At 64.9% G+C, this 19667-nt stretch carries 20 protein-coding genes; 7 read left to right on the forward strand and 13 right to left on the reverse strand.

Annotated elements, in window-relative coordinates:
- Nucleotides 1-135: 135 nt before the first annotated feature.
- From RPS27_RS34255 to RPS27_RS34265, 3 genes are read left to right on the forward strand one after another with little or no spacing between them, the layout of a single operon-like run.
- Complete coding sequence (locus RPS27_RS34255; protein WP_212067198.1) at nt 136-1629, forward strand: AMP-binding protein; 1494 nt, start codon at nt 136-138, stop codon at nt 1627-1629.
- Entirely contained in the window at nt 1626-2261 is a 636-nt protein-coding gene (locus RPS27_RS34260; protein ID WP_212067091.1) for a TetR/AcrR family transcriptional regulator, read from the forward strand. Before RPS27_RS34255 ends, RPS27_RS34260 begins: the two co-directional genes overlap by 4 nt.
- A complete protein-coding gene (locus tag RPS27_RS34265) occupies nt 2258-4165 on the forward strand; it encodes an NAD(P)/FAD-dependent oxidoreductase (RefSeq protein ID WP_313754979.1) in 1908 nt (635 codons plus the stop codon). The genes RPS27_RS34260 and RPS27_RS34265 overlap by 4 nt, the downstream gene beginning before the upstream one ends.
- A gap of 35 nt (nt 4166-4200) precedes the next feature.
- Here the strand turns inward: RPS27_RS34265 and ald are convergent, their stop codons facing one another.
- Nucleotides 4201-5316, reverse strand: a complete 1116-nt coding sequence (gene ald, locus RPS27_RS34270) for an alanine dehydrogenase (protein WP_212067093.1) — start codon at nt 5314-5316, stop codon at nt 4201-4203.
- Nucleotides 5317-5459: 143 nt separating this feature from the next.
- Here ald and RPS27_RS34275 point away from each other — a divergent pair, with 143 nt between their 5' ends.
- The gene (locus RPS27_RS34275; RefSeq protein WP_194407238.1) at nt 5460-5939 is read left to right on the forward strand and encodes an Lrp/AsnC family transcriptional regulator; all 480 of its coding nucleotides are present in this window, start codon (nt 5460-5462) and stop codon (nt 5937-5939) included.
- Between the two features lie 60 nt (nt 5940-5999).
- Here RPS27_RS34275 and RPS27_RS34280 read toward each other — a convergent pair whose 3' ends face one another.
- The 3 genes from RPS27_RS34280 to RPS27_RS34290 all read right to left on the reverse strand — a co-directional run bounded on the left by RPS27_RS34280 (nt 6000) and on the right by RPS27_RS34290 (nt 7757).
- The gene (locus RPS27_RS34280) at nt 6000-6212 is read right to left on the reverse strand and encodes a hypothetical protein (protein WP_194407237.1); all 213 of its coding nucleotides are present in this window, start codon (nt 6210-6212) and stop codon (nt 6000-6002) included.
- A gap of 121 nt (nt 6213-6333) precedes the next feature.
- Entirely contained in the window at nt 6334-6678 is a 345-nt protein-coding gene (locus tag RPS27_RS34285; RefSeq protein ID WP_249131795.1) for a flagellar basal body rod C-terminal domain-containing protein, read from the reverse strand.
- A 29-nt stretch (nt 6679-6707) separates the two neighbouring features.
- Nucleotides 6708-7757, reverse strand: a complete 1050-nt coding sequence (locus RPS27_RS34290; protein ID WP_212067094.1) for a hydroxyacid dehydrogenase — start codon at nt 7755-7757, stop codon at nt 6708-6710.
- A 240-nt stretch (nt 7758-7997) separates the two neighbouring features.
- On the opposite strand from RPS27_RS34290, the gene RPS27_RS34295 reads away from it, so the two are divergent.
- From RPS27_RS34295 to RPS27_RS34305, 3 genes are all read left to right on the forward strand, one after another.
- Nucleotides 7998-8564 (forward strand): thiamine pyrophosphate-binding protein, encoded by a 567-nt coding sequence (locus RPS27_RS34295; RefSeq protein WP_211417574.1) that lies wholly within the window; start codon nt 7998-8000, stop codon nt 8562-8564.
- Complete coding sequence (locus RPS27_RS34300; RefSeq protein WP_194407233.1) at nt 8561-9169, forward strand: thiamine pyrophosphate-dependent enzyme; 609 nt, start codon at nt 8561-8563, stop codon at nt 9167-9169. Before RPS27_RS34295 ends, RPS27_RS34300 begins: the two co-directional genes overlap by 4 nt.
- Nucleotides 9170-9246: 77 nt before the next feature.
- Nucleotides 9247-9624 carry a VanZ family protein gene (locus RPS27_RS34305; RefSeq protein ID WP_211417575.1) on the forward strand — a complete coding sequence of 126 codons (378 nt, stop codon included), beginning with the start codon at nt 9247-9249 and terminating at the stop codon, nt 9622-9624.
- 40 nt (nt 9625-9664) lie between these two features.
- On the opposite strand, the gene RPS27_RS34310 is transcribed toward RPS27_RS34305, so the two are convergent.
- The 9 genes from RPS27_RS34310 to RPS27_RS34350 all read right to left on the reverse strand — a co-directional run bounded on the left by RPS27_RS34310 (nt 9665) and on the right by RPS27_RS34350 (nt 19590).
- On the reverse strand, nt 9665-10048 hold the full coding sequence (locus RPS27_RS34310) for a DUF1236 domain-containing protein (protein ID WP_018315876.1): 384 nt from the start codon (nt 10046-10048) through the stop codon (nt 9665-9667).
- 113 nt (nt 10049-10161) lie between these two features.
- Entirely contained in the window at nt 10162-11049 is an 888-nt protein-coding gene (locus RPS27_RS34315) for a 2-hydroxy-3-oxopropionate reductase (protein WP_212067096.1), read from the reverse strand.
- A gap of 112 nt (nt 11050-11161) precedes the next feature.
- Entirely contained in the window at nt 11162-11947 is a 786-nt protein-coding gene (gene hyi / locus RPS27_RS34320; RefSeq protein ID WP_212067097.1) for a hydroxypyruvate isomerase, read from the reverse strand.
- A gap of 13 nt (nt 11948-11960) precedes the next feature.
- Nucleotides 11961-13751, reverse strand: a complete 1791-nt coding sequence (gene gcl, locus RPS27_RS34325; RefSeq protein ID WP_212067098.1) for a glyoxylate carboligase — start codon at nt 13749-13751, stop codon at nt 11961-11963.
- Nucleotides 13752-13902: 151 nt separating this feature from the next.
- The gene (locus RPS27_RS34330) at nt 13903-15705 is read right to left on the reverse strand and encodes an adenine deaminase C-terminal domain-containing protein (protein ID WP_212067099.1); all 1803 of its coding nucleotides are present in this window, start codon (nt 15703-15705) and stop codon (nt 13903-13905) included.
- An 85-nt stretch (nt 15706-15790) separates the two neighbouring features.
- Nucleotides 15791-16588 carry an NYN domain-containing protein gene (locus RPS27_RS34335; RefSeq protein ID WP_212067100.1) on the reverse strand — a complete coding sequence of 266 codons (798 nt, stop codon included), beginning with the start codon at nt 16586-16588 and terminating at the stop codon, nt 15791-15793.
- Between the two features lie 52 nt (nt 16589-16640).
- Nucleotides 16641-18140 carry a tripartite tricarboxylate transporter permease gene (locus tag RPS27_RS34340; RefSeq protein WP_313754980.1) on the reverse strand — a complete coding sequence of 500 codons (1500 nt, stop codon included), beginning with the start codon at nt 18138-18140 and terminating at the stop codon, nt 16641-16643.
- Nucleotides 18140-18625, reverse strand: coding sequence for a tripartite tricarboxylate transporter TctB family protein (locus RPS27_RS34345; protein ID WP_212067102.1), 486 nt, complete (start codon nt 18623-18625; stop codon nt 18140-18142). Before RPS27_RS34345 ends, RPS27_RS34340 begins: the two co-directional genes overlap by 1 nt.
- Entirely contained in the window at nt 18622-19590 is a 969-nt protein-coding gene (locus RPS27_RS34350; protein ID WP_211417583.1) for a Bug family tripartite tricarboxylate transporter substrate binding protein, read from the reverse strand. The genes RPS27_RS34345 and RPS27_RS34350 overlap by 4 nt, the downstream gene beginning before the upstream one ends.
- Nucleotides 19591-19667: the final 77 nt, after the last annotated feature.

Raw genomic sequence — 19667 nt, forward strand, 5'->3', positions numbered from 1 at the left:
TTGCCGGAGATCGTCTCGTCTCCGTGCTCTCAAGGATTTCAGAGGGCGGGGGGTGACGTCAAGCCAAAGATGAATTACGAGTCAGAATTCATCGAGGGAGGAATCGAGGCCGGCAACCGGCCCAACATCCGCAAAATGATCAATCTTTCGAGCTTCATCGCCTTTCATGCCCGGCGCACGCCGGACCGGCCCGCGCTGAAATATCGCGGCGAGGAGATTTCCTACGCGGCGTTCGATGCGCGCGTCCGAACAGTGGCAGGCTGGCTCGCTGCGCGAGGCATCGGCGCCGGCGACGTCGTCGCCGTGCTCATGAAGAACAGCGCGGCGTTCCTGGAGCTCGTCTTCGCCACCAGCCATCTCGGCGCGGTGTTCCTACCGATCAACTTCCGCCTCTCCCGCGACGAGATCGGCTACATCGCCAGCCATGCTGGCGTGAGGCTTCTGATCGTCGACGAGGAACTGGCCGCTAACGCCGCGGGCACAAGGACGGTCGTGCTCGACGAGACCGCGCAGCAGAGCATCACGCATCTCGCAGGCGACGCGCCGCCCGCGCCGATGCATCGCTGCGCGCCATCCGACCTGATGCGGCTGATGTACACCTCGGGCACCACCGACCGCCCCAAGGGCGTGATGCTCTCTTACGACAATTTCTACTGGAAGTGCGCGGACCAGACGATCGCGCTCGGCCTTGGCGCCGAGACGCGGCTGCTCGTCGTGGGTCCGCTCTATCATGTCGGCGCGCTCGATTTGCCCGGCATCGCCGTGCTCTGGCATGGCGGCTTCATTCGCATCGAGCGCAATTTCGAACCGGAGAGCACACTTGCGGCGATCGCCGAGGACAAGCTCAACGCCGCCTGGTTCGCCCCCGTGATGACCACGGCGATGCTGACCTGCCCGAGGCGTGACTGTTATGACGTCTCCAGCCTGAAATGGGCGATCGGCGGCGGCGAGAAGACGCCGGAGATGCGCATCCGCGCCTTCTCCGAATATTTCCGGAACGCGCGCTATATCGATGCCTATGGCCTCACCGAAACGGTTGGCGGCGACACCTTCATGGAGGCCGGCCGCGAGATCGAGAAGATCGGCTCGACCGGACGCGCCATCGCCCATGTCGAGATCGAAATCCGCGACGAGGACGGCAAGACGTTGCCGCCGAACGTCACCGGCGAGATCTGCCTGCGCGGTCCCAAGATTACGCGCGGCTATTGGAAGGATCCGGAGAAGACGGCGTCCGCCTTCTTCGGCGACTGGTTCCGCAGCGGCGACGTCGGCTATCTCGACGGGGAAGGCTTCCTCTACCTGACCGACCGCAAGAAGGACATGATCATCTCCGGCGGCGAGAACATCGCCTCCTCCGAGGTCGAGCGCGTCATCTATGAATTGCCTGCGGTGCGCGAAGTCGCGGTGATTGGCCTCCGCGACACACGCTGGGGCGAGCGGCCGGTCGCCGTGGTCGTTTTGGCGGAAGGTGCCGCACTGGAGCTCCCTGCTCTCACCGAGCACTGCCGCGCGCGGCTGGCGAGCTTCAAGGTGCCGAAGCAGCTGGTGATCCGCGACGGCCTTCCGCGCAATCCCAGTGGCAAGATCCTCAAGCGCGTGCTGCGCGCCGAGTTGGAGACGTCTGAATGAGGCAAGCGACCGCCAAGGTGACCAAGCTGAACCGCGTCGAGCGCAACGCCTGGACCAAGCAGAAGATCTTTGAGGCCGCCACCAAGGTCGTCGGCAAGCATGGCTATGCGGAGGCCTCCGTCGCCCGCATCACGGAACAGGCCGGCGTCGCACAAGGCACCTTCTATAATCATTTCGAGAACCGCCAGGAGCTGCTCGACCAGCTGCTGCCGAAGATCGGCCTCGACATGGTCCAGTTCATCCGCGCCCGCACCGGCACGGCGGATGCAGCGCGCCAGGAGATCGAGCGCTTCTCAGCCTTCTTCGACTTCATCCGCGAGGTGCCGGAATTCCTGCGCATCCTCAACGAGGCCGAGTTCTTCGCACCCATCGGCTATCAGAAGCATCTCGACAACATTTCGGTCGCCTATGTCCGAATCCTGCGCCGGGCGCGCGCGTCAGGCGCGATTCACGATTATAGCGATGAGGAATTCGAGGCAATCGTCCACATGCTGATGGGCGCGCGCGGCTATCTCAGCCGCCGCTATTCCTATTCGCAAGACGGCGTCACCGCCGTGCCCGAGCACGTCATCTCCGCCTATCGCAAGCTGATGACGCGCGGCCTCTTCACCGGATTCGGAGACACGCCATGAACATCGAATCTCCGCACAGGCTCGACCTTGCCTCGACAATCGCGGAAGGCGACATCCGCTGTCTCCTGATGGTGCTGGTGCACATGACCGGGGACGAGAAATGGCTCGCACCGCCGTACTTGCCGAAGCGCGATATCCGCCTCATTCCCGATCCCGAGGCCGGGGTGCCGCGGGAGATCCAGGACGAAATCCGCGCCGCAGTGGTCGAGCTGTTCGTCAATGGCACGCCAAAACCCGTCATCGCCGACCCCGGCGAGGAGCTGCTGCTGAAGATGATGCGCGCCTGTCTCGGCGAAAACGTCGCGCCGGAATATGCGCCGCTGATGCGCGAGGAGATGGGCTTTGTCTCGCGTGAGCCGCGTTGGACCAAGCAGCCGTCGAACGACAAGCTCGCCGGGCAGCATGTATTGATCGTCGGCGCCGGCGTCTGCGCCATCGCGCTCGGCGTGGCGCTCGGCCACCTCGGCATCCCCTACACCATCGTCGAGAAGAACGCCGAGCTTGGCGGCACCTGGTGGATCAACCGCTATCCAGGCTGCGGCGTCGACACGCCAAACCATTCCTATTCCTACTCGTTCGGCTCGGCCAATGCATGGACTCGTTATTTCTGCCAGCGCGAGGAACTGCTCGGTTATCTGCTGAAGGTCGCTGACGAATACGGCATCCGAAAACATCTACGCGTCAACACCGAACTGACCTCGTCGCGCTGGGACGAGGGCAGGAAGCGCTGGATCTCGACGCTCAAGACGGGCAACGGCGAAGAGACCTTTGAATCCACCGCGCTGGTCAGTGCGATTGGCCAGCTCAACGATCCTTCTCGCGCGCATTTCGAGGGCGAGGAGCATTTCAAGGGAAAAATCCTGCATTCGGCGCTGTGGTCCGACGACATCACGCTCGACGGCAAGCATGTCGCGGTGATCGGCACCGGCGCGACGTCGATGCAGCTGGTGCCGTCGGTCGCCGGCCGCGTCGCCTCGATCGCGGTCTATCAGCGCAGCGCGCAATGGGCGCGGCCGGTGAAGGGCTATGCCGATCCGATCAGCGAAGGCGCGCGCTGGCTGCTGGCGCATCTGCCGTTCTATGTGCAGTGGTACCGCTTCAACATGTTCTGGCGCTACGGCGACGGCCTCTTGCCTTTCCTGCGCAAGGATCCGGCCTGGCCGCATCCCGAGCGCGCCGTCAACAAGGGCAACGATCGGCACCGCCAGGAGCTGACGGACCTTATCCTGTCGGAGCTACAAGGCCGTCCCGACCTGATTGAAAAATGCGTGCCGACCTATCCGCCCTACGGCAAGCGCATCCTGCTCGACAACAACTGGTTCAAGACGCTCACGCGCGACAATGTCGAGCTCGTCACCGACACGATCGACCATTTCGACGAGACCGGCATCGTCACCGCCGACGGCAAGCATCGTCCCGCGGACATCATCGTGGTCGCGACCGGCTTCAAGGTGACGGAAATGGCGGCCCGCCTCAACATCAGCGGCCGCGACGGCAAGGATTTGCGCGAGGCTTGGGCCAACGACAATCCGACCGCGTTTCTCGGCCTCACCGTGCCCGACTTTCCGAACTTCTTCTGCATGCTCGGGCCGAACTCCGGCCCGGCCCATGGTGGCAGCGTCATCTTCCAGTCCGAATGCCAGAGCCGCTACATCGCCGCTTGTCTCGCCAGCATGATCGAGCAAGACGTCGCCGCGATCGACGTCCGCCAGGACGTGCTCGACGACTATGTCCGCAAGGTCGACGCCGAGCACGAGGCGATGATCTGGACGCATCCGGGCATGAGCACCTATTACCGCAACTCGAGCGGCCGTGTGTTCTCGGCGATGCCGTGGCGCTTCGTGGACTATTGGCGCATGACGCACGATCCGGATCTGCGGCAATACAGGGTGACGAAGGGATAAGAAGACGCCGGCTCCGCGGAGCTACAGGTGTACTCTTATGCCGCCAGCCCGCTCTCCACCGGCGCGAAATCCAGCCCGAGACTCTCCGCCACCGCCCTGTTGGTAATGCGGCCGCGATGTACGTTCAGACCGTCGCGCAAATGCGGTTTTTCCAGCACCGCAGCAAAGCCCCTGTTCGCCAGCGTCAGGCCGAACGGCAACGTCGCGTTGTTCAGGGCCTGGCTCGAGGTCACCGGCACGGCGCCCGGCATGTTGGCGACGCAATAGTGCACGATGCCGTCCACCTCATAGGTCGGATCGGCATGCGTGGTCGGATGCGAGGTCTCGAAACAGCCGCCCTGGTCGATCGCGACGTCGACCAGCACGGCACCGGGCCGCATCGACTTCAGCATGTCGCGCGTCACCAGCTTGGGTGCGCTGGCGCCCGGCACCAGAACGGCGCCGATCACGACGTCGGCGGCGAACACTTCCTCCTCGACCGATTCGATGGTCGAGAAGCGGGTGCGCACGCGTCCGGCAAAGAGATCGTCCAATTCGCGCAAGCGTGGAATCGAGCGGTCGATCAAGGTGACTTCGGCACCGAGGCCTGCGGCCATGCGGGCCGCCTGCGTTCCGACCACGCCACCGCCAAGCACGACGACGCGCGCCGGCTGCACGCCGGGCACGCCGCCCAGCAGCAGGCCACGGCCGCCGGCCGAGCGCCTGAGCGCGGCGCCGGCGGCCTCGATGGCGAGGCGGCCGGCGACTTCGCTCATCGGGGCGAGCAGCGGGAGGTGGCCGTTCGCGTCCGTGACGGTTTCATAGGCGACCGCCGTGCAGCCGGAGGCAAGCAGCCCCTTGGCCTGCTCCGGATCCGGTGCAAGATGAAGATAGGTAAACAGAATCTGGCCTTCTCGGAGCTGGGCCCACTCGCTTTTTTGCGGCTCTTTCACCTTCACGATCATGTCGGACCTGGTAAAGATGTCGCGGGCGCTGTCGGCAATGCTGGCCCCCGCCCGCCGATACACCTCGTCGGACGCGCCGATGCCGGCGCCAGCGCCGGTCTCGACCTCTACCTGATGACCCGCCGCGACATATTCACGGACGGCGCCCGGGGTGAGCCCGACGCGATATTCCTGCACCTTGATCTCCTTGGGAACACCGACGCGCATCTTGCTCTCCCTGGCCAACGCATTGATTCCGCTCTTCATCGTAGCGACGGGGCAGGTTTGGTTTCGTGCAAATATCCGCTAGTTTCATTGAGCCCGCGCCGGTTTCCGGCGCCGAAATGTCCTTTCACGCTGGAAACCAAACCTTGGCCCTCGACCGGAAAGACCTCGCGATCCTCGCGGAACTCACGACCAATGCGCGCGCCAGTCATACCGAGCTCGCCAACAAGATCGGCTTGTCGAGCACCGCGCTGGCCCGGCGGCAGAAGACGCTCGAGGACGACGGCTACATCCAGGCCTACCAGGCCGCGCTCGACCTCACCCAGTTCGGCCTCACCACCACGGTGCTGGTCCGGATCGCGCTGGAGAGCCAGAGCGACGACGCGCTGAAGGCCTTCGAGGCGGAGGTGGTGAAATGCCCTTCCGTCGTGCGCTGCTTCCTGATGTCGGGCACCGACGATTACATCCTCATCGTGCTGGCCCGCGACATCCAGGATTTCGAGCGTATCCACCGCACAGAACTATCGCGCCTCCCGCGCGTCGCGCGGGTGCAGTCGAGCTTCGCGTTGCGCGAAATCGTCAACCGCGCGGTGCCGATCGTGGTGTTCGGCGAAGCCAAGCGCTAGCTGCGTCGACCGCGGCTCAAATCACTTGAGGGTGCGCCCTGCTTGCTCGAACAACGAGCCTCACGACGGATAATCGGCCGGTCTCACATGGATGCGGTCGGCATGCAGCGACCAGTGATGCAGCGCCTGATCCTTGCAGAATCTCGCTTTCGCCCGCTCCTTGGCCTCGTCCTCGTCGGCGGCGTCGATCTCCAGTGTACCCTGGCAAATCTCGCTCTGCCGGCCGTACTCGCCGAGCACATTCTTCATGAACTTGACGACATAGGTTGACATGGGACCTCCCTGCTGCCCCGGCGACACTCTAGTCCCATTTAGGCCGGATGGGGAAAGGAGATTTTGACGCGGATCAAGGCTTGGCAAAGTTCCCGCCGCCCATTCGGGCAGCAATCCGCCCTCATGTGGTGATGTCGAGCAGCGACTTTTCCGTTTCCGCGTAGGCCTGAATGACCTTTGCGTTGGCAATGAAGCTGTACTTTGCGGCCGCCAGTTGAACGAATTCGCTGGCGATATCGACATTCGGCGCGGCGACCAGGCCATCCTGGTTGGCGAAGGGAGCGCTTGGGTCGGATTGTGCGATGTTGCTCGGTGATACCGTCGACACCGTCGCGACCGTGCCGCCCGGCGCCGAGCCGCTCGATTGGTCGACCTGGTCAACGCGCAACGGCACGTAAGCTGCGGGAAACGTCGGAGCGATGCCCGAACTGCCCGTGGCCGCCTGCCTTTCCGTCGCGGTAACCAATGATCGGAGCGCGCTGACCCTTCGCGCTCCTATCCCGGCGTCACGCCGAACGCCTGCTTGAAGCGCTCCGCATAGCGCGGCCAGACCTCGGGATTGATGATGCGTGGCGGGCGCTTGCCGTCGAGCGTGTCCAGCACCTGCTCGGCCGCGATCCGGCCCATGTTCTGGCGCGCCTCGATGGTGACGCCGGCGGTGTGCGGGCTCGCCAGAACGTTGTCGAACTGGAGCAGCGGATGCTCCGGCGGCGGGGGCTCCTTGGACCAGACGTCGAGGCCGGCACCGGCGATGCGCTTGTCGCGCAGCGCCTGGAGCAACGCATCCTCGTCGTGAATGAAGCCGCGCGCCGTGGTAATGAAGTAGGCATGCGGCTGCATCAGCGCAAACTCGCGCGTGCTGATCATGTTGCGGCTGCCCTTGTCGAGCGGACAGGAGATCGAGACGAACTCAGACCGGCGCAAGAGCTCGTCGAGCTCGACCTTCTCCCCGCCCCGCTCGGCCATCACCTCGGCCGACAGATACGGGTCATAGGCCAGCACCTTCATGCCGAGCAGGCCCTTGCACAAAGCGGCGATGCGGCGGCCGACATTGCCGAGGCCGATGATGCCGACGGTCTTGTGCTCGACCTCGTTGCCGACCAGCTCGTTGCGGTTGACGTTGGCTTCCCGGCGCAGCTTGCGATCGGACTGGATGATGCGCTTGGACAGCGTCAGCATCATCGCCAGCGCGTGCTCGGCCACCGAATGGGCGTTGCCGCCGGACTGGTTGACGACCAGGACGCCCGCCTCCGTGCAGGCCTCAACGTCGACGGGATCGAAGCCGGCGCCATTGCTGGAGACAAGCAGCAGGTTCGGCGTGCGCTTCAGCAAGGCGGCATCGACATGGAAATGCGGGGCGAGTTCGTCGCGGGCCGCGCCGATCTGGTAGACATGCGCCGCGCTCATGATCGGCGCGTAGAAATCTTCAGGGCTCTCGTTCTCGATCCGATCGAGCCGGACGTCGGGCCGCGCCTTCAGGATGTCGACATAGATCGGATTGGCCAGGTATTTGACGTAGAAGACGCGCTTGCTGTTGACGGACATCAGGACCCTTCCGGCTCTCTTGAGGGGCCGCAAGGTCAGCGCGATCCGCGCCCGTCCGTGCCTCCCTCCCATTTTGTAATTGTCGCCGCTTATGACACGGCGGTGCCGGCCATGGCAGGCCGTCTGGCGCAGATCACGGTGCCGGCTCGGACATGTTGACAATCCCGCCCGCTCCGTCAAGTTCGGCTGACAGCCGCGGCGGCCAAGGAAGAAGCATGCGCGGCGCAAGGGAGAACGCAAATGGCGATTGCGGAACGGCAGACTTCGCCCGAGGCGACCCAAGGGTCCAGCGACCGAAGCTGGCACGGCATCGTCCTGCAAACCCTGAAGCGGAACGAGATCAGCCTTGTCCCCTACGTGCCCGACCGCGTGCTGACCCCGCTTATCAAGAATCTGCACGCCGATCCCTTCTTCACCACCTTCGCCACGGCTCGCGAGGAGGAGGCGGTCGGCATCGTCTCGGGCGCCTGGATGGGCGGTCGGCGCGGCGCGGTGCTTATGCAGACCTCGGGCTTTGCGACGCTCGCCAACGTGCTCGCCTCGCTCGCAGTGCCCTACCAGATTCCCCTGATCATGTTCGTCTCCGAACGAGGCACGCTCGGCGAGTTCAACTACGGGCAGTCGCTGGTCTGCCGCACCATGCGCCCGGTGCTGGATTCGCTCGCGCTGGAGCACCACACCATCACGCGACTCGACGAGCTCGAATTCATCGCCGACCGCTCGATCAAGCAGGCCGTCACGACGCAGGCGCCGGTGGCCCTGATCCTCAACCCGCTGCTCACCGGCGGCAAGACCTTCGACAAATGAGTTTGGCGATGGATACCCGCAACACCAAGGTCATGAACCGCTTCGACGTCACCTCGCGGTTGATCGCAAAGCTCAAGCACGAGGAAGCTGTGATCGGCGGCATCGGCAACACCAATTTCGACCTCTGGGCCGCCGGCCACCGCCCGCAGAATTTCTACATGCTGGGCAGCATGGGGCTCGCCTTTCCGATCGCGCTCGGCGTGGCGCTGGCGCAGCCCGACCGCCGCGTCTTCGCGCTCGAAGGCGACGGCTCGCTGCTGATGCAGCTCGGCGCGCTCTCGACCATTGCGGCGTTGAAGCCGAAGAACCTCATCATGATCGTGATGGACAACGGCATCTACCAGATTACCGGCGCACAGCCGACACCTGCGGCGGGCGTCGCGGACATCGTTGCCATCGCGATCGGCTCCGGCCTTGCCAATAGCGCGTGGGCTGCGGACGAGGAGGATTTCGAACGCCTGGTTGACGCGGCCATGTCCGCCGCAGAGCCACACCTGATCGCGGTCCGGATCGACGACAAGCCCGGCGTCGGCGCCACGAGGCGTGATCCCGTGCAGATCCGGGAGCGGTTCATGCATGGGCTCGGCGTGCGCGAGCCACTTTAACGTTTCGTCATTAACTACACAGCGATCTGATGGAGGGACTGTACCGGCCCGCCGCAGATCTGTGCTAAGCGAAACGGATGTCCATTTTGATACGTTCCTTTGCCTGGCTGCTCGCGGCCGCCGTGACCTTCGCGACCCTCGGTCCCCCCGGCCTGCGGCCTCATTCCGACCTCGGCCAGGACGGCGAACATGCAGTCGCATTCATCCTGGTGGGGCTGGCCTTCGGCCTCGCCTATCCGCGCCGGCGCCTGCTCAGTACAGCGGCCGCGATCGTCCTGATCGGGGTGCTCGAGCTGATGCAGTTTTGGGCACCCGGACGCCATGCCCGGCTGGAGGATTTTCTGGTCGACGCGCTCACCGCCTGCATCGGCTTTTCGCTCGCGGCCGTGGCCGATTGGCTGCTGACGCGCTTTCGCGCTGGCCCCGCCGTCACAAGCGAAGGCCCCGCGGAGTGACACTCCGCAGGGCCCGTCTTTCAACATATGGAATTGCCGATCAGTCGATGATCTTGACGACGCGGCGCGTGCGTGGCTCCACGATCACGCGGCGATCGTTCACGACCGCATAGCGATACTCGGTGTAGTTCGGCACGGGCCGCAGCACGACGGTGGGTGGCAGCGGCTCGCCGACCACGACGCGCTCCTCGACCACGACGGAGTCGCTGCGAGGAATTCCGCCGAGGACCGCATTTGGAATTTCAAGACCGGCGCCGACGGCCGCGCCGACGGTGCCGCCGACCATCGCTCCGATCGGACCGCCGATGTCGCCGCCCGCACGCGCGCCATCCCTGGCGCCCTGCTCGGTCGTCGACTGGGCAAAGGCTGCGCTCGACGCCAGCAGCGACGCGGCAGCCAACGTAATCGCAAGACGGGTTTTCATGTTGTTTTGTCTCCGGTGATTGTCCTGCGCCTTCAACCGCGGGGCCGGAGCATTGTTCCGGTTCCCCGTGGCGAAAGACGCAGCAAACACGAAGACTGTTACCGCGTAACAGTTCAGGCTGCGGCGATCTCGTGGCTCGCCATAAGTTCCAGAGCCCGCACCATCGCCGAATGGTCCCAGCCCTTGCCGCCATGCGCGGCGCAGGCCGAGAACAATTGCTGCGCGACCGCCGTGCTCGGCAGCGACAGGCCGAGCGCGCGCGCGCCTTCCAGCGCGAGGTTGAGGTCCTTCTGGTGCAGCTCGATGCGGAAGCCGGGATCGAAATTGCGCTTCACCATGCGCTCGCCGTGCACTTCGAGGATCCGCGAGGAGGCGAATCCGCCCATCAGCGCTTGCCGCACCAGCGCCGGATCGGCCCCGGCCTTCGATGCAAACAGCAGTGCCTCGCTCACCGCCTCGATCGTCAGCGCGACGATGATCTGGTTGGCGACCTTGGTCGTCTGCCCGTCGCCATTGGCGCCGACGCGGGTGACGTTCTTCCCCATCTTGTCGAAAGCCGGCTCCATGGTGTTGAAGGCCCGTTCCGGCCCGCCGACCATGATGGTGAGGCTCGCCGCCTTGGCGCCGACCTCTCCGCCCGAGACCGGCGCGTCGAGATAGTCCGCGCCGAGCGCCTCGATCTTCTTCGCGAACTCTTTCGTCGCCAACGGCGAGATCGAGCTCATGTCGACGACGATCTTGCCCTTGGAGATGCCGCTCGCAACCCCGTCCTTGCCGAACAGCACCGCCTCAACATGCGGCGTATCAGGCACCATGATGATGACGGCATCCGCCCCTTCCGCGACCTCCTTGGCCGACTTGCACGCAACGCCGCCCGCGGCAATCAGCTCCGGCGAAACCGGCGCGACGTCGTGCAGGAGAACGCGATGGCCTGCGCTCAGGAGGTGGCCGGCCATCGGCCGTCCCATGGTGCCAAGTCCGATGAAGCCGATGTCGATCATGTCTGGGTTTCCTCTCGATTTGGGCGAAGTCGTATCCACTGGCTCGGTACACCTCCCCCGCTTGCGGGCGCGGGAGCGCACCGTCATCGCAGCTGCATCTGAGCCCGAGCTCCTACGTCTCAAACGTCTGCGCGGCGTGCCACGAAAGCCCTTCCAGCGTCGTAGTGCGCGGCTTGTATTCGCAGCCGATCCAGCCGCGATAGCCGATCGCGTCGAGATGGCGGAACAGGAAGGGATAGTTGATCTCGCCGGTGCCGGGCTCGTGCCGGCCGGGATTGTCGGCGAGCTGGATATGGGCGATTTGCGGCAGATATTCCTGCATGGTGCGGGCGAGATCGCCCTCCATGATCTGCATGTGATAGATGTCGTACTGGGCGAACAGATTGTTCGACCGCACCTCCGAGATCAGCTGTATCGCCTGCTCGGTGCCGTTGAGGAAGAAGCCGGGAATGTCGAGCGTATTGATCGGCTCGACCAGCAGCTTGATGTTTTCCCTTGCCAGCGTCGAGGCGGCAAAGCGCAGGTTTCCGACCAGCGTCTCGTTCAGCTCGCGCGGATCGGCGTCGGCAGGCGCAATACCCACGAGGCAGTTGAGCTGCTCGCAATCGAGCGCCTTGGCATAGTCGATGGCACGAAATACGCCGTCACGGAATTCAGCAGTGCGATCGGGCAGGATCGCAATGCCGCGCTCGCCGCCTGCCCAGTTACCCGCCGGCAGATTGTGCAGCACCTGCGTCAACTCGTGGGCCTCGAGCTGCTCGCGCAGCTGCGCCTTGTCGAAATCATAGGGGAAGAGATATTCGACCCCCGAGAAGCCCGCCGCCTTCGCCGCTGCGAAGCGGTCGAGGAACGGCATCTCGTTGAAGAGCATGGTGAGGTTGGCGGCAAACTTCGGCATGATGCTTCTCCCCTTATTCAGCCGGCTGCAACACGCCGGGCCTGACGGTCCCGACCTCGTCGAGCGGTAGATCCAGCACCTCCTCGAACTCGACGATGTTGTCGATCTCGGTGCCCATCGCGATGTTGGTGACGCGTTCGAGGATGAACTCGACCACGACAGGCACGCGGTGCTTGGCCATCAATTCGCGCGCGGTCGTAAATGCCGCCTGTGCGTCCTTCGGATCGGCGACGCGGATCGCCTTGCAGCCGAGGCCCTCGGCGACCGCGACATGGTCGACGCCGTAGCCGTTGAGCTCCGGCGCATTGACGTTCTCGAAGGAGAGCTGGACGTGATAGTCCATGTCGAAGCCGCGCTGGGCCTGACGGATCAGGCCGAGATAGGAGTTGTTCACGACGACGTGGATGTAGGGCAGATTGAACTGCGCCCCGACCGCGAGCTCCTCGATCAGGAATTGGAAGTCGTAGTCGCCCGATAGCGCGACGATGTCGCGATCCGGGCACGCGGCACGCACGCCGAGGGCGGCGGGCAAGGTCCAGCCGAGCGGCCCCGCCTGCCCGGCATTGATCCAGTTACGTGGGCGATAGACGCCGAGGAACTGGGCGCCAGCGATCTGCGACAGGCCGATCACGGTGACGTAGCAGGTGTCGCGACCAAAGGCCTTGGTCATCTCCTCATAGACGCGCTGCGGCTTGATCGGGACATTGTCGAAATGACTCTTGCGCAGCATGGTCTTCTTGCGGTCGCGGCAGGCAGCGGGCCACGCCTGGCGCTCGCGAAGCCTGCCTACCCGGCGCCACTCCCTGGCGACGGTGACGAACAGCTCGAGCGCGGCCTTCGCGTCCGAGACGATGCCGAGATCGGGATTGAACACGCGCCCGATCTGCGTCGGCTCGATGTCGACATGCACGAAGGTGCGGCCTTTGGTGTAGGTTTCGACCGAGCCGGTGTGGCGGTTGGCCCAGCGGTTGCCGATGCCGAGCACGAAATCGGACTCCAGCATCGTGGCATTGCCGTAGCGATGGCTGGTCTGAAGCCCCACCATGCCGGCCATCAGCACGTGATCGTCGGGGATCGCGCCCCACCCCATCAGGGTCGGAACCACAGGCACGTTGGCGATCTCGGCGAATTCGACCAGGAGATCCGACGCGTCGGCATTGATGATGCCGCCGCCCGCGACGATCAACGGCCGCTCGGCGGCGTTGAGCATCTCCAGTGCCTTCTCGACCTGCTTGCGGGTCGCGGTGGGCTTGTAGACCGGCAGCGGCTCATAGGTCTCATCGTCGAACTCGATTTCGGCGAGTTGCACGTCGAGCGGCATGTCGATCAGCACCGGCCCCGGCCGGCCCGAGCGCATCACATGAAACGCCTGGCTGAACACCCGCGGCACCAGCGCCGGCTCGCGCACGGTCACCGCCCATTTGGTCACGGGCTTGGCGATCGACTCGATGTCGACGGCCTGGAAATCCTCTTTGTAGAGCCGCGCGCGCGGTGCCTGCCCGGTGATGCAGAGGATCGGGATGGAATCGGCGATCGCGGAATAAAGCCCGGTGATCATGTCGGTGCCCGCCGGGCCCGAGGTTCCGATGCAGACCCCGATATTGCCGGCCTTGGCGCGCGTGTAGCCCTCGGCCATGTGCGAGGCACCCTCGACATGCCGCGCCAGGATGTGGCGGATCGAGCCGCGCTTCTTCAGCGCCGAGTAAAGCGGATTGATCGCAGCCCCGGGAACTCCGAAGGCGGTGGAGACGCCCTCCTTTTCCAGAATTCGCACGGCAGCATCGATAGCTCGCATCTTCGCCATATCGGACCTCGCTCGAGTTGCGTCAGCGAGCGAGATCATCGGGCGCGCAGCATACGATCTCAACGAGATCGATTTTATTTTCCACGATGCGGCAGCCGTGGAAAAATCGCGGCAGCTTCAGTCAGTTAGGCTGAGGCACGCGTGAAAGCCATCACTCGAACAGCGGCGCCAGCTCCATTTGCGGCACCAGCACGAGGCCCTTGTCGGTGATGCGAATTTCCGGAATGACCGATAGCGGAATCAAATTGAAGCCCATGTAGGGGATGGTGCAGCCGGCCTTGGCCCACTCTTTCTTCAGGGCCTTAACGTCTTCGGCCACTTCCGTGACGCGCTTGTCGGACAGGAGGCCCGCGATCGGCAGCGCGACCAGCGCCCTCACCTCGCCGTCGGCGACGACGCAGACGCCGCCCTGCTGCGCCTTGATGGCGGCGATCGCCGCCTGCATATCCGGCTCGTTGGTGCCGGCGACGATGATGTTGTGGCTGTCGTGGCCGACGCTGGAGGCCACCGCGCCGCGCTTCAGGCCAAAATCCTTCAAGAGGCCGTGCGCGACGTTGCCAGCCGACTTGCCGTGGCGCTCGACCACCGCGACGAAGCAGAGGCCATGGCGCTCAAACAGCGCCGGCCAGTCCTTGGCCGGCTCGATCTTGACCTTCTCGTGGATCAACGTGATGCCGGGCAGCGCGGTCTTGATCGCGTTGACCGTACAGGCTTTCGCCGGCAGCTCCGGCGTCAGCTTGACCTTCTCCGGCAGCTTCACGGTCGCGTAAGCCGCCTTGGGATATTGATAGCGCTGCGACAGCGCCCGATCGAGGCTATCGGTGATCTTGCCATGCTCGACCACGAGCTCGCCGCCGTACCAGGTGCATTGCGGCTTGAGCTGATCGTCCATCAGCACGAGATCGGCGCGGCGCCCGCCACCGAGCCCGCCGATGTCGCCATCCATGGCGAAGCGCGTCGCGCCATGCAGCGAGCCCATCGACCAGGCCTGCTCCGGCGACATCCCCGCCTTCACCGCTTCGCGCACCACCCAGTCGAGGCCGAACAGCAGGAGATCGTCGGCGTCGCGGTCGTCGGTGCACACCGCCGTGCGCTTGTGCGAGGCTCCGAGCTCGGTGACGGTGCGGATCGCCTGCGGCAGCGAATGCCAGGGCGTCGTCGGCGGGCCGCCGCGCAAAAATACCCAGACGCCGGCGTCGAGCAGATCGTCAGCGATGTCGCGGTCGATCGCTTCGTGGGTGTCGGTGACGCCTGACGCCGCATAAGCCGCGACGAATTCGCGGCCGTAGACGTGGCCAGAGACGGGACGGCCACGCTTCAAAGCGGCCGCGAGGATGGCGTGGCTGCGCTCGTCGCCCATCGTAACAGGCACAAAATCCATCTTCTCGCCGAGCGCCACGGCCTCCGGCCAGCGATCGAACAGGCCGGCGATCTTGTCCGGTGTGAGATCGCCGCCAGCGGTCTCCAGCTCGGCCGAGGTCGCAGGGACAGTCGAAGGCACCGTCAGGAAGATCGAGAGCGGCGCCTGCCGCGCGTCCTCCAGCATCCCCTCGACGCCGGCGACATCCATGACGTTGCCGATCTCGTGGCTGTCGCAGAAGATCGTGGTGGTGCCGTTCAGCAGCGCCGCTTCGGCGTAGGCACAAGCCGTCACCATCGAGGACTCGATATGGATGTGCGGATCGACCAGACCCGGCGCGACGATGCCGCCGGCGGCGTCATAAGTCGCAGCGCCGCTCCAGATCTTCTTCGCCGCGCCGGCCGGCTTCACCGCCGCAATGCGGCCGCCTGATATCCAGACCTCGCGGTTCCCATGGATGCGCTCCGAATAAGTCGAGAGCACCTGCGCACCGGTGACGACGAGATTAGGCGCGACGCGCGCCGAGGCCACATCGGCCAGACGCCGGGTCATGCTGTGCAGCGGCGCGACGGAAAAGCGCGTGAGTTTGGTCATGGGCACCCTCGCTTGGCGTTACGGCCGAACGATAGTTACGCCCTACGCCAAACCGGGCAAACTCAAATATAACGGCACGCCCTGCTTACGCCTTGGGCGCCGAACCGCCTGCCGCCCTCGACCTTGGACGCCTGCGCGACTTCTGTGCTGTCGGCGGTGGCGCGGCAACCTTGACCCTGATCCGCACCGACCGCCCGTTTGTCTCATCGATCTCGAACGAATTGGTCTTCCGGACGAGGTCGCTCAGCTTGCGAAAACCGAACGTTCTCGGATCGAAATCGGAAGCCAGGTTGGCAAGCCGCTGCCCGAGTTCACGGAGCGCGACCCAGCCGTCCTCGCTTTCCATCTGGGTGATGACCTTCTTGATGATGGGCGTGGCCGCATCGGGCGGCAGAAGCGGCGCAGACTTCGAGGCTGCGTCCTGGGTGGTCGCGGTGCCGGCAAGGAGGTTCTCGGTGTAGACGAACCTTCGGCAGGCCTGTCTGAAGCTCTCCGGTGTCTTCTGTTCGCCGAACCCAAAGACATCGACGCCCTGCTCCCGGATGCGGGCCGCGAGGCGGGTAAAGTCGCTATCGGATGACACCAGGCAGAAGCCGTCGAACCGGCCGCTGTGAAGCAGGTCCATCGCGTCGATGACCAGCGTGATGTCGGAGGCGTTCTTTCCTGTCGTATAGGCGAACTGCTGCTGTGGGATGATGGCGTGCTTCGACAGGATGTCGGCCCAGCCCCTGGATCGTGCATTGGAGAAGTCGCCGTAGATACGGCGAACGCTGGCCTCGCCGATCTTGGCAATCTCCTCGAACAATCCGTCCGCGATCTTCGCGGAGGCATTGTCGGCGTCGATCAGAACCGCAAGACGCGGCGAGCGGAGCTCGGAAGGCATGACAGTTCTCCACGAATGGCCGCGACACGAGACGACAAGTGCGCCAGGACGGTCAGTCCTCGTTCGCCTTGAACCGCCCCAGCCCCTTCAGCACGAATGGGGCCAGCAGCGCAACCAGCGCGACGCCGAGCAGCGTCGCCGAGATCGGGCTCTGCAGCAGCGTCATGGGATCGCCGAGGCTGATCGCGAGCGCGCGACGCAGCTGGCTCTCAGCGATCGGGCCGAGGATCAGGCCGACCACGACGGGAGCGATCGGAAAATCGAACCGGCGCATCAAGAAGCCGAGCACGCCGAAGCCTGATAGCATCGACAATTCCACCACCGACGGCTTTGCCGCGATGGTGCCCATGGTCGCGAACACGAGGATGCCGGCATAAAGCGAGGGCTGCGGGATTGCGAGCAACCGCACCCAGAGCCCGACCAGCGGCAGATTCAGCACCAGCAGCATCAGGTTGGCGATGAACAGGCTGGCGATCAGGCCCCACACGAGGTCCGGCCGCTCGGCGAACAGCAGCGGGCCCGGGTTGAGGCCGTATTGCTGGAAGCCCGCCAGCATCATCGCGGCCGTCGCCGAGGTCGGCAGCCCCAACGTCAAGAGCGGAACCAGCGTGCCGGCCGCGGAGGCGTTGTTGGCGGCTTCCGGCCCCGCGACGCCTTCGATCGCCCCCTTGCCGAATTCTTCGGGGTACTTCGTGAGGCGCTTCTCGGTCGAATAGGACATGAAGGTCGGGATTTCCGCGCCGCCCGCGGGCAGCGCGCCGATCGGGAAGCCGAACATGGTGCCGCGCAGCCAGGGCTTCCACGAGCGCTTCCAATCTTCCTTTGTCATCCACAGCGAGCCACGCACCGCCTCCAGCTTCTCCTCGCTGTGGTGGCGGCGCGACGCGACATAGAGCGCCTCGCCGACCGCGAACAGCCCGACCGCCAGCGTCGTCACCTCGACGCCGTCGAGCAATTCAGGGACGCCGAACGCGAGCCGCGCCTGTCCCGTCAGCTTGTCGATGCCGACGAGGCCGAGCGTCAGACCGATGAACAGGCTGGTCAGGCCGCGGATCGGGGAATCGCCGAAGGTGGCCGACACCGTGACGAAAGCGACGCACATCAGCGCGAAATAATCCTCGGGGCCGAAGCGCACGGCGAAATCGACCAGCCACGGCGCGAGGAAGGCAAGACCGATGGTGGCAATGGTTCCGGCTACAAAGGAGCCGATCGCGGAGGTCGCGAGCGCCGGCCCGCCGCGGCCGGCCTTGGCCATCTTGTTGCCTTCGAGCGCGGTCGCCATGGAAGCGCTCTCGCCGGGCGTGTTGATCAGGATCGCGGTGGTCGAGCCGCCATACATGCCGCCGTAATAGATGCCCGCGAACATGATCAGCGAGCCGCCGGGATCGAGCTTGTAGGTCACCGGCAGCAACAGCGCGACCGTCAGCGCGGGGCCGATGCCGGGCAGCACGCCGACTGCCGTGCCGAGGAACACGCCGATCAGCGCATAGAGCAGGTTGATCGGCTGAATGGCGACGACCATGCCGTGCCCCAGCGCCGCAAAAGTGTCCATCACAGCAGTCGCTCCAGCGGGCCGGTCGGAAGGCTCAACGTCAACAATCGGTCGAACGCGAGATAGATGAGCGTCGACATCACCACGGCGATGATGCTGTCGACGAGGATGGCCCGGCGTCCGAAGGCCGCCGACGTCGTCACGAACAGCGCCGAGGTCGCAAGGATAAAGCCGCCGCCGAAGCCGATGATGGCGATCAACAGCGCCAGGCCGACGAGGATCAGAAACACGGGAACCGGATCGGTGCTCTCGCGCGCCGGCAGATTGCCGCGCACCGCGTCGATGAAATTGCCGATCGCGAGCAGCGCAAGGCCGCTGGCGATCACGACCGGCATCGCCTCCGGCCCCATGCCGTACATCGCGGTGGATGACAGGCCGCGCGCGTCCCAGACCAGCACCGCGGCGAGCACGGCGAGCAGCGCAGCGATGACGATACCGGCGCGATCGACGCGCCGCGGCGGCTGGGTGGGACCGCCCGAGGTCATGACTTGACCAGGCCGACCGATTTCAGCACGTCGGTGACCCGCACGGTTTCCTTCTTCAGGAAGTCGGCGAAGGCGTCGCCGCCGAGATAGGCATCCTCCCAGCCCTTCTGCTTGAGGATCTCCTTCCAGGCATCCGACTTCACCATCTTCTCGACTGCGTCGCTCAAGGTCTTCTTCTGCTCCGGCGTGATGCCGGGAGGCGCGACCACCGAGCGCCAATTGGCAATCACGAGGTCGATGCCCTGCTCCTTGAAGGTCGGGATGTCGCTGCCCGGGATGCGCTTCTCCGAGGTCACGCCGATCGCGCGCAACTTGCCGGACTTGATCTGACCTTCATATTCGCTGAGGCCCGAAATGCCCGCGGTGACCTTGCCGCCGAGGATCGCAGCGAGCGACTCGCCGCCGCCGGAGAACGGGATGTAGTTGATCTTCTTGGCGTCGGCGCCGACGGCCCCGGCGAACAGTGCCGCCATCACATGATCGACGCCGCCGGCAGAGCCGCCGGCGAAGGTCACCTTGGCGATATCGGCCTTCACCGCGGCAGCGAGATCCTGCGCGGTCTTGATCGGCGAATTCGCGGGCACCACGATCACCTGGATTTCTTCGGTGAGACGCGCGATCGGCGTTACCTGTTCCAGCGTCACCGGCGACTTGTTCATGGCGAGCGCGCCCACCATGACGAAGCCGTTGACCATCATCTGGTTGCCGTCGCCCTTGGCGCCATTGACGAACTGGGCGATGCCGACGCTGCCGCCCGCACCGGGAACATTGGTGACCTGCACACTGCGCGCGACGCCCGAAGCCACCAGCGCCTGCTGCATCGAGCGCGCGGTCTGGTCCCAGCCGCCGCCGGGAGCCGCCGGCGCCATCAGCTTAAGTTCGAGCTGCTGGGCAAGAGAAGGCGTCGCTGCCGCAAGGGTCAGCGCGACGGCTGCGCCGACAAGGCGCGTGGAAAATCGAAACATTGGGCATCTCCAGGCTCATGCGGACGTTTGCCGCATTGTGTCGTTTGGTCGCATATCAGCCAAAACGACCGATGCTG

This window comes from Bradyrhizobium sp. WYCCWR 12699 (genome assembly GCF_032144035.1).
Taxonomy (GTDB): Bacteria; Pseudomonadota; Alphaproteobacteria; order Rhizobiales; family Xanthobacteraceae; genus Bradyrhizobium.

Coding starts and splice junctions, on each gene's coding strand:
- hyi (WP_212067097.1), bottom strand. CDS start 11,947: ATGCCGAAGTTTGCCGCCAACCTCACCATGCTCTTCAACGAGATGCCG.
- RPS27_RS34295 (WP_211417574.1), top strand. CDS start 7,998: ATGGCGATTGCGGAACGGCAGACTTCGCCCGAGGCGACCCAAGGGTCC.
- RPS27_RS34260 (WP_212067091.1), top strand. CDS start 1,626: ATGAGGCAAGCGACCGCCAAGGTGACCAAGCTGAACCGCGTCGAGCGC.
- RPS27_RS34345 (WP_212067102.1), bottom strand. CDS start 18,625: ATGACCTCGGGCGGTCCCACCCAGCCGCCGCGGCGCGTCGATCGCGCC.
- ald (WP_212067093.1), bottom strand. CDS start 5,316: ATGCGCGTCGGTGTTCCCAAGGAGATCAAGGTGCAGGAATATCGCGTC.
- RPS27_RS34290 (WP_212067094.1), bottom strand. CDS start 7,757: ATGTCCGTCAACAGCAAGCGCGTCTTCTACGTCAAATACCTGGCCAAT.
- RPS27_RS34335 (WP_212067100.1), bottom strand. CDS start 16,588: ATGCCTTCCGAGCTCCGCTCGCCGCGTCTTGCGGTTCTGATCGACGCC.
- RPS27_RS34255 (WP_212067198.1), top strand. CDS start 136: ATGATCAATCTTTCGAGCTTCATCGCCTTTCATGCCCGGCGCACGCCG.
- RPS27_RS34305 (WP_211417575.1), top strand. CDS start 9,247: ATGTCCATTTTGATACGTTCCTTTGCCTGGCTGCTCGCGGCCGCCGTG.
- RPS27_RS34265 (WP_313754979.1), top strand. CDS start 2,258: ATGAACATCGAATCTCCGCACAGGCTCGACCTTGCCTCGACAATCGCG.
- RPS27_RS34330 (WP_212067099.1), bottom strand. CDS start 15,705: ATGACCAAACTCACGCGCTTTTCCGTCGCGCCGCTGCACAGCATGACC.
- gcl (WP_212067098.1), bottom strand. CDS start 13,751: ATGGCGAAGATGCGAGCTATCGATGCTGCCGTGCGAATTCTGGAAAAG.
- RPS27_RS34310 (WP_018315876.1), bottom strand. CDS start 10,048: ATGAAAACCCGTCTTGCGATTACGTTGGCTGCCGCGTCGCTGCTGGCG.
- RPS27_RS34315 (WP_212067096.1), bottom strand. CDS start 11,049: ATGATCGACATCGGCTTCATCGGACTTGGCACCATGGGACGGCCGATG.
- RPS27_RS34280 (WP_194407237.1), bottom strand. CDS start 6,212: ATGTCAACCTATGTCGTCAAGTTCATGAAGAATGTGCTCGGCGAGTAC.
- RPS27_RS34350 (WP_211417583.1), bottom strand. CDS start 19,590: ATGTTTCGATTTTCCACGCGCCTTGTCGGCGCAGCCGTCGCGCTGACC.
- RPS27_RS34300 (WP_194407233.1), top strand. CDS start 8,561: ATGAGTTTGGCGATGGATACCCGCAACACCAAGGTCATGAACCGCTTC.
- RPS27_RS34340 (WP_313754980.1), bottom strand. CDS start 18,140: ATGGACACTTTTGCGGCGCTGGGGCACGGCATGGTCGTCGCCATTCAG.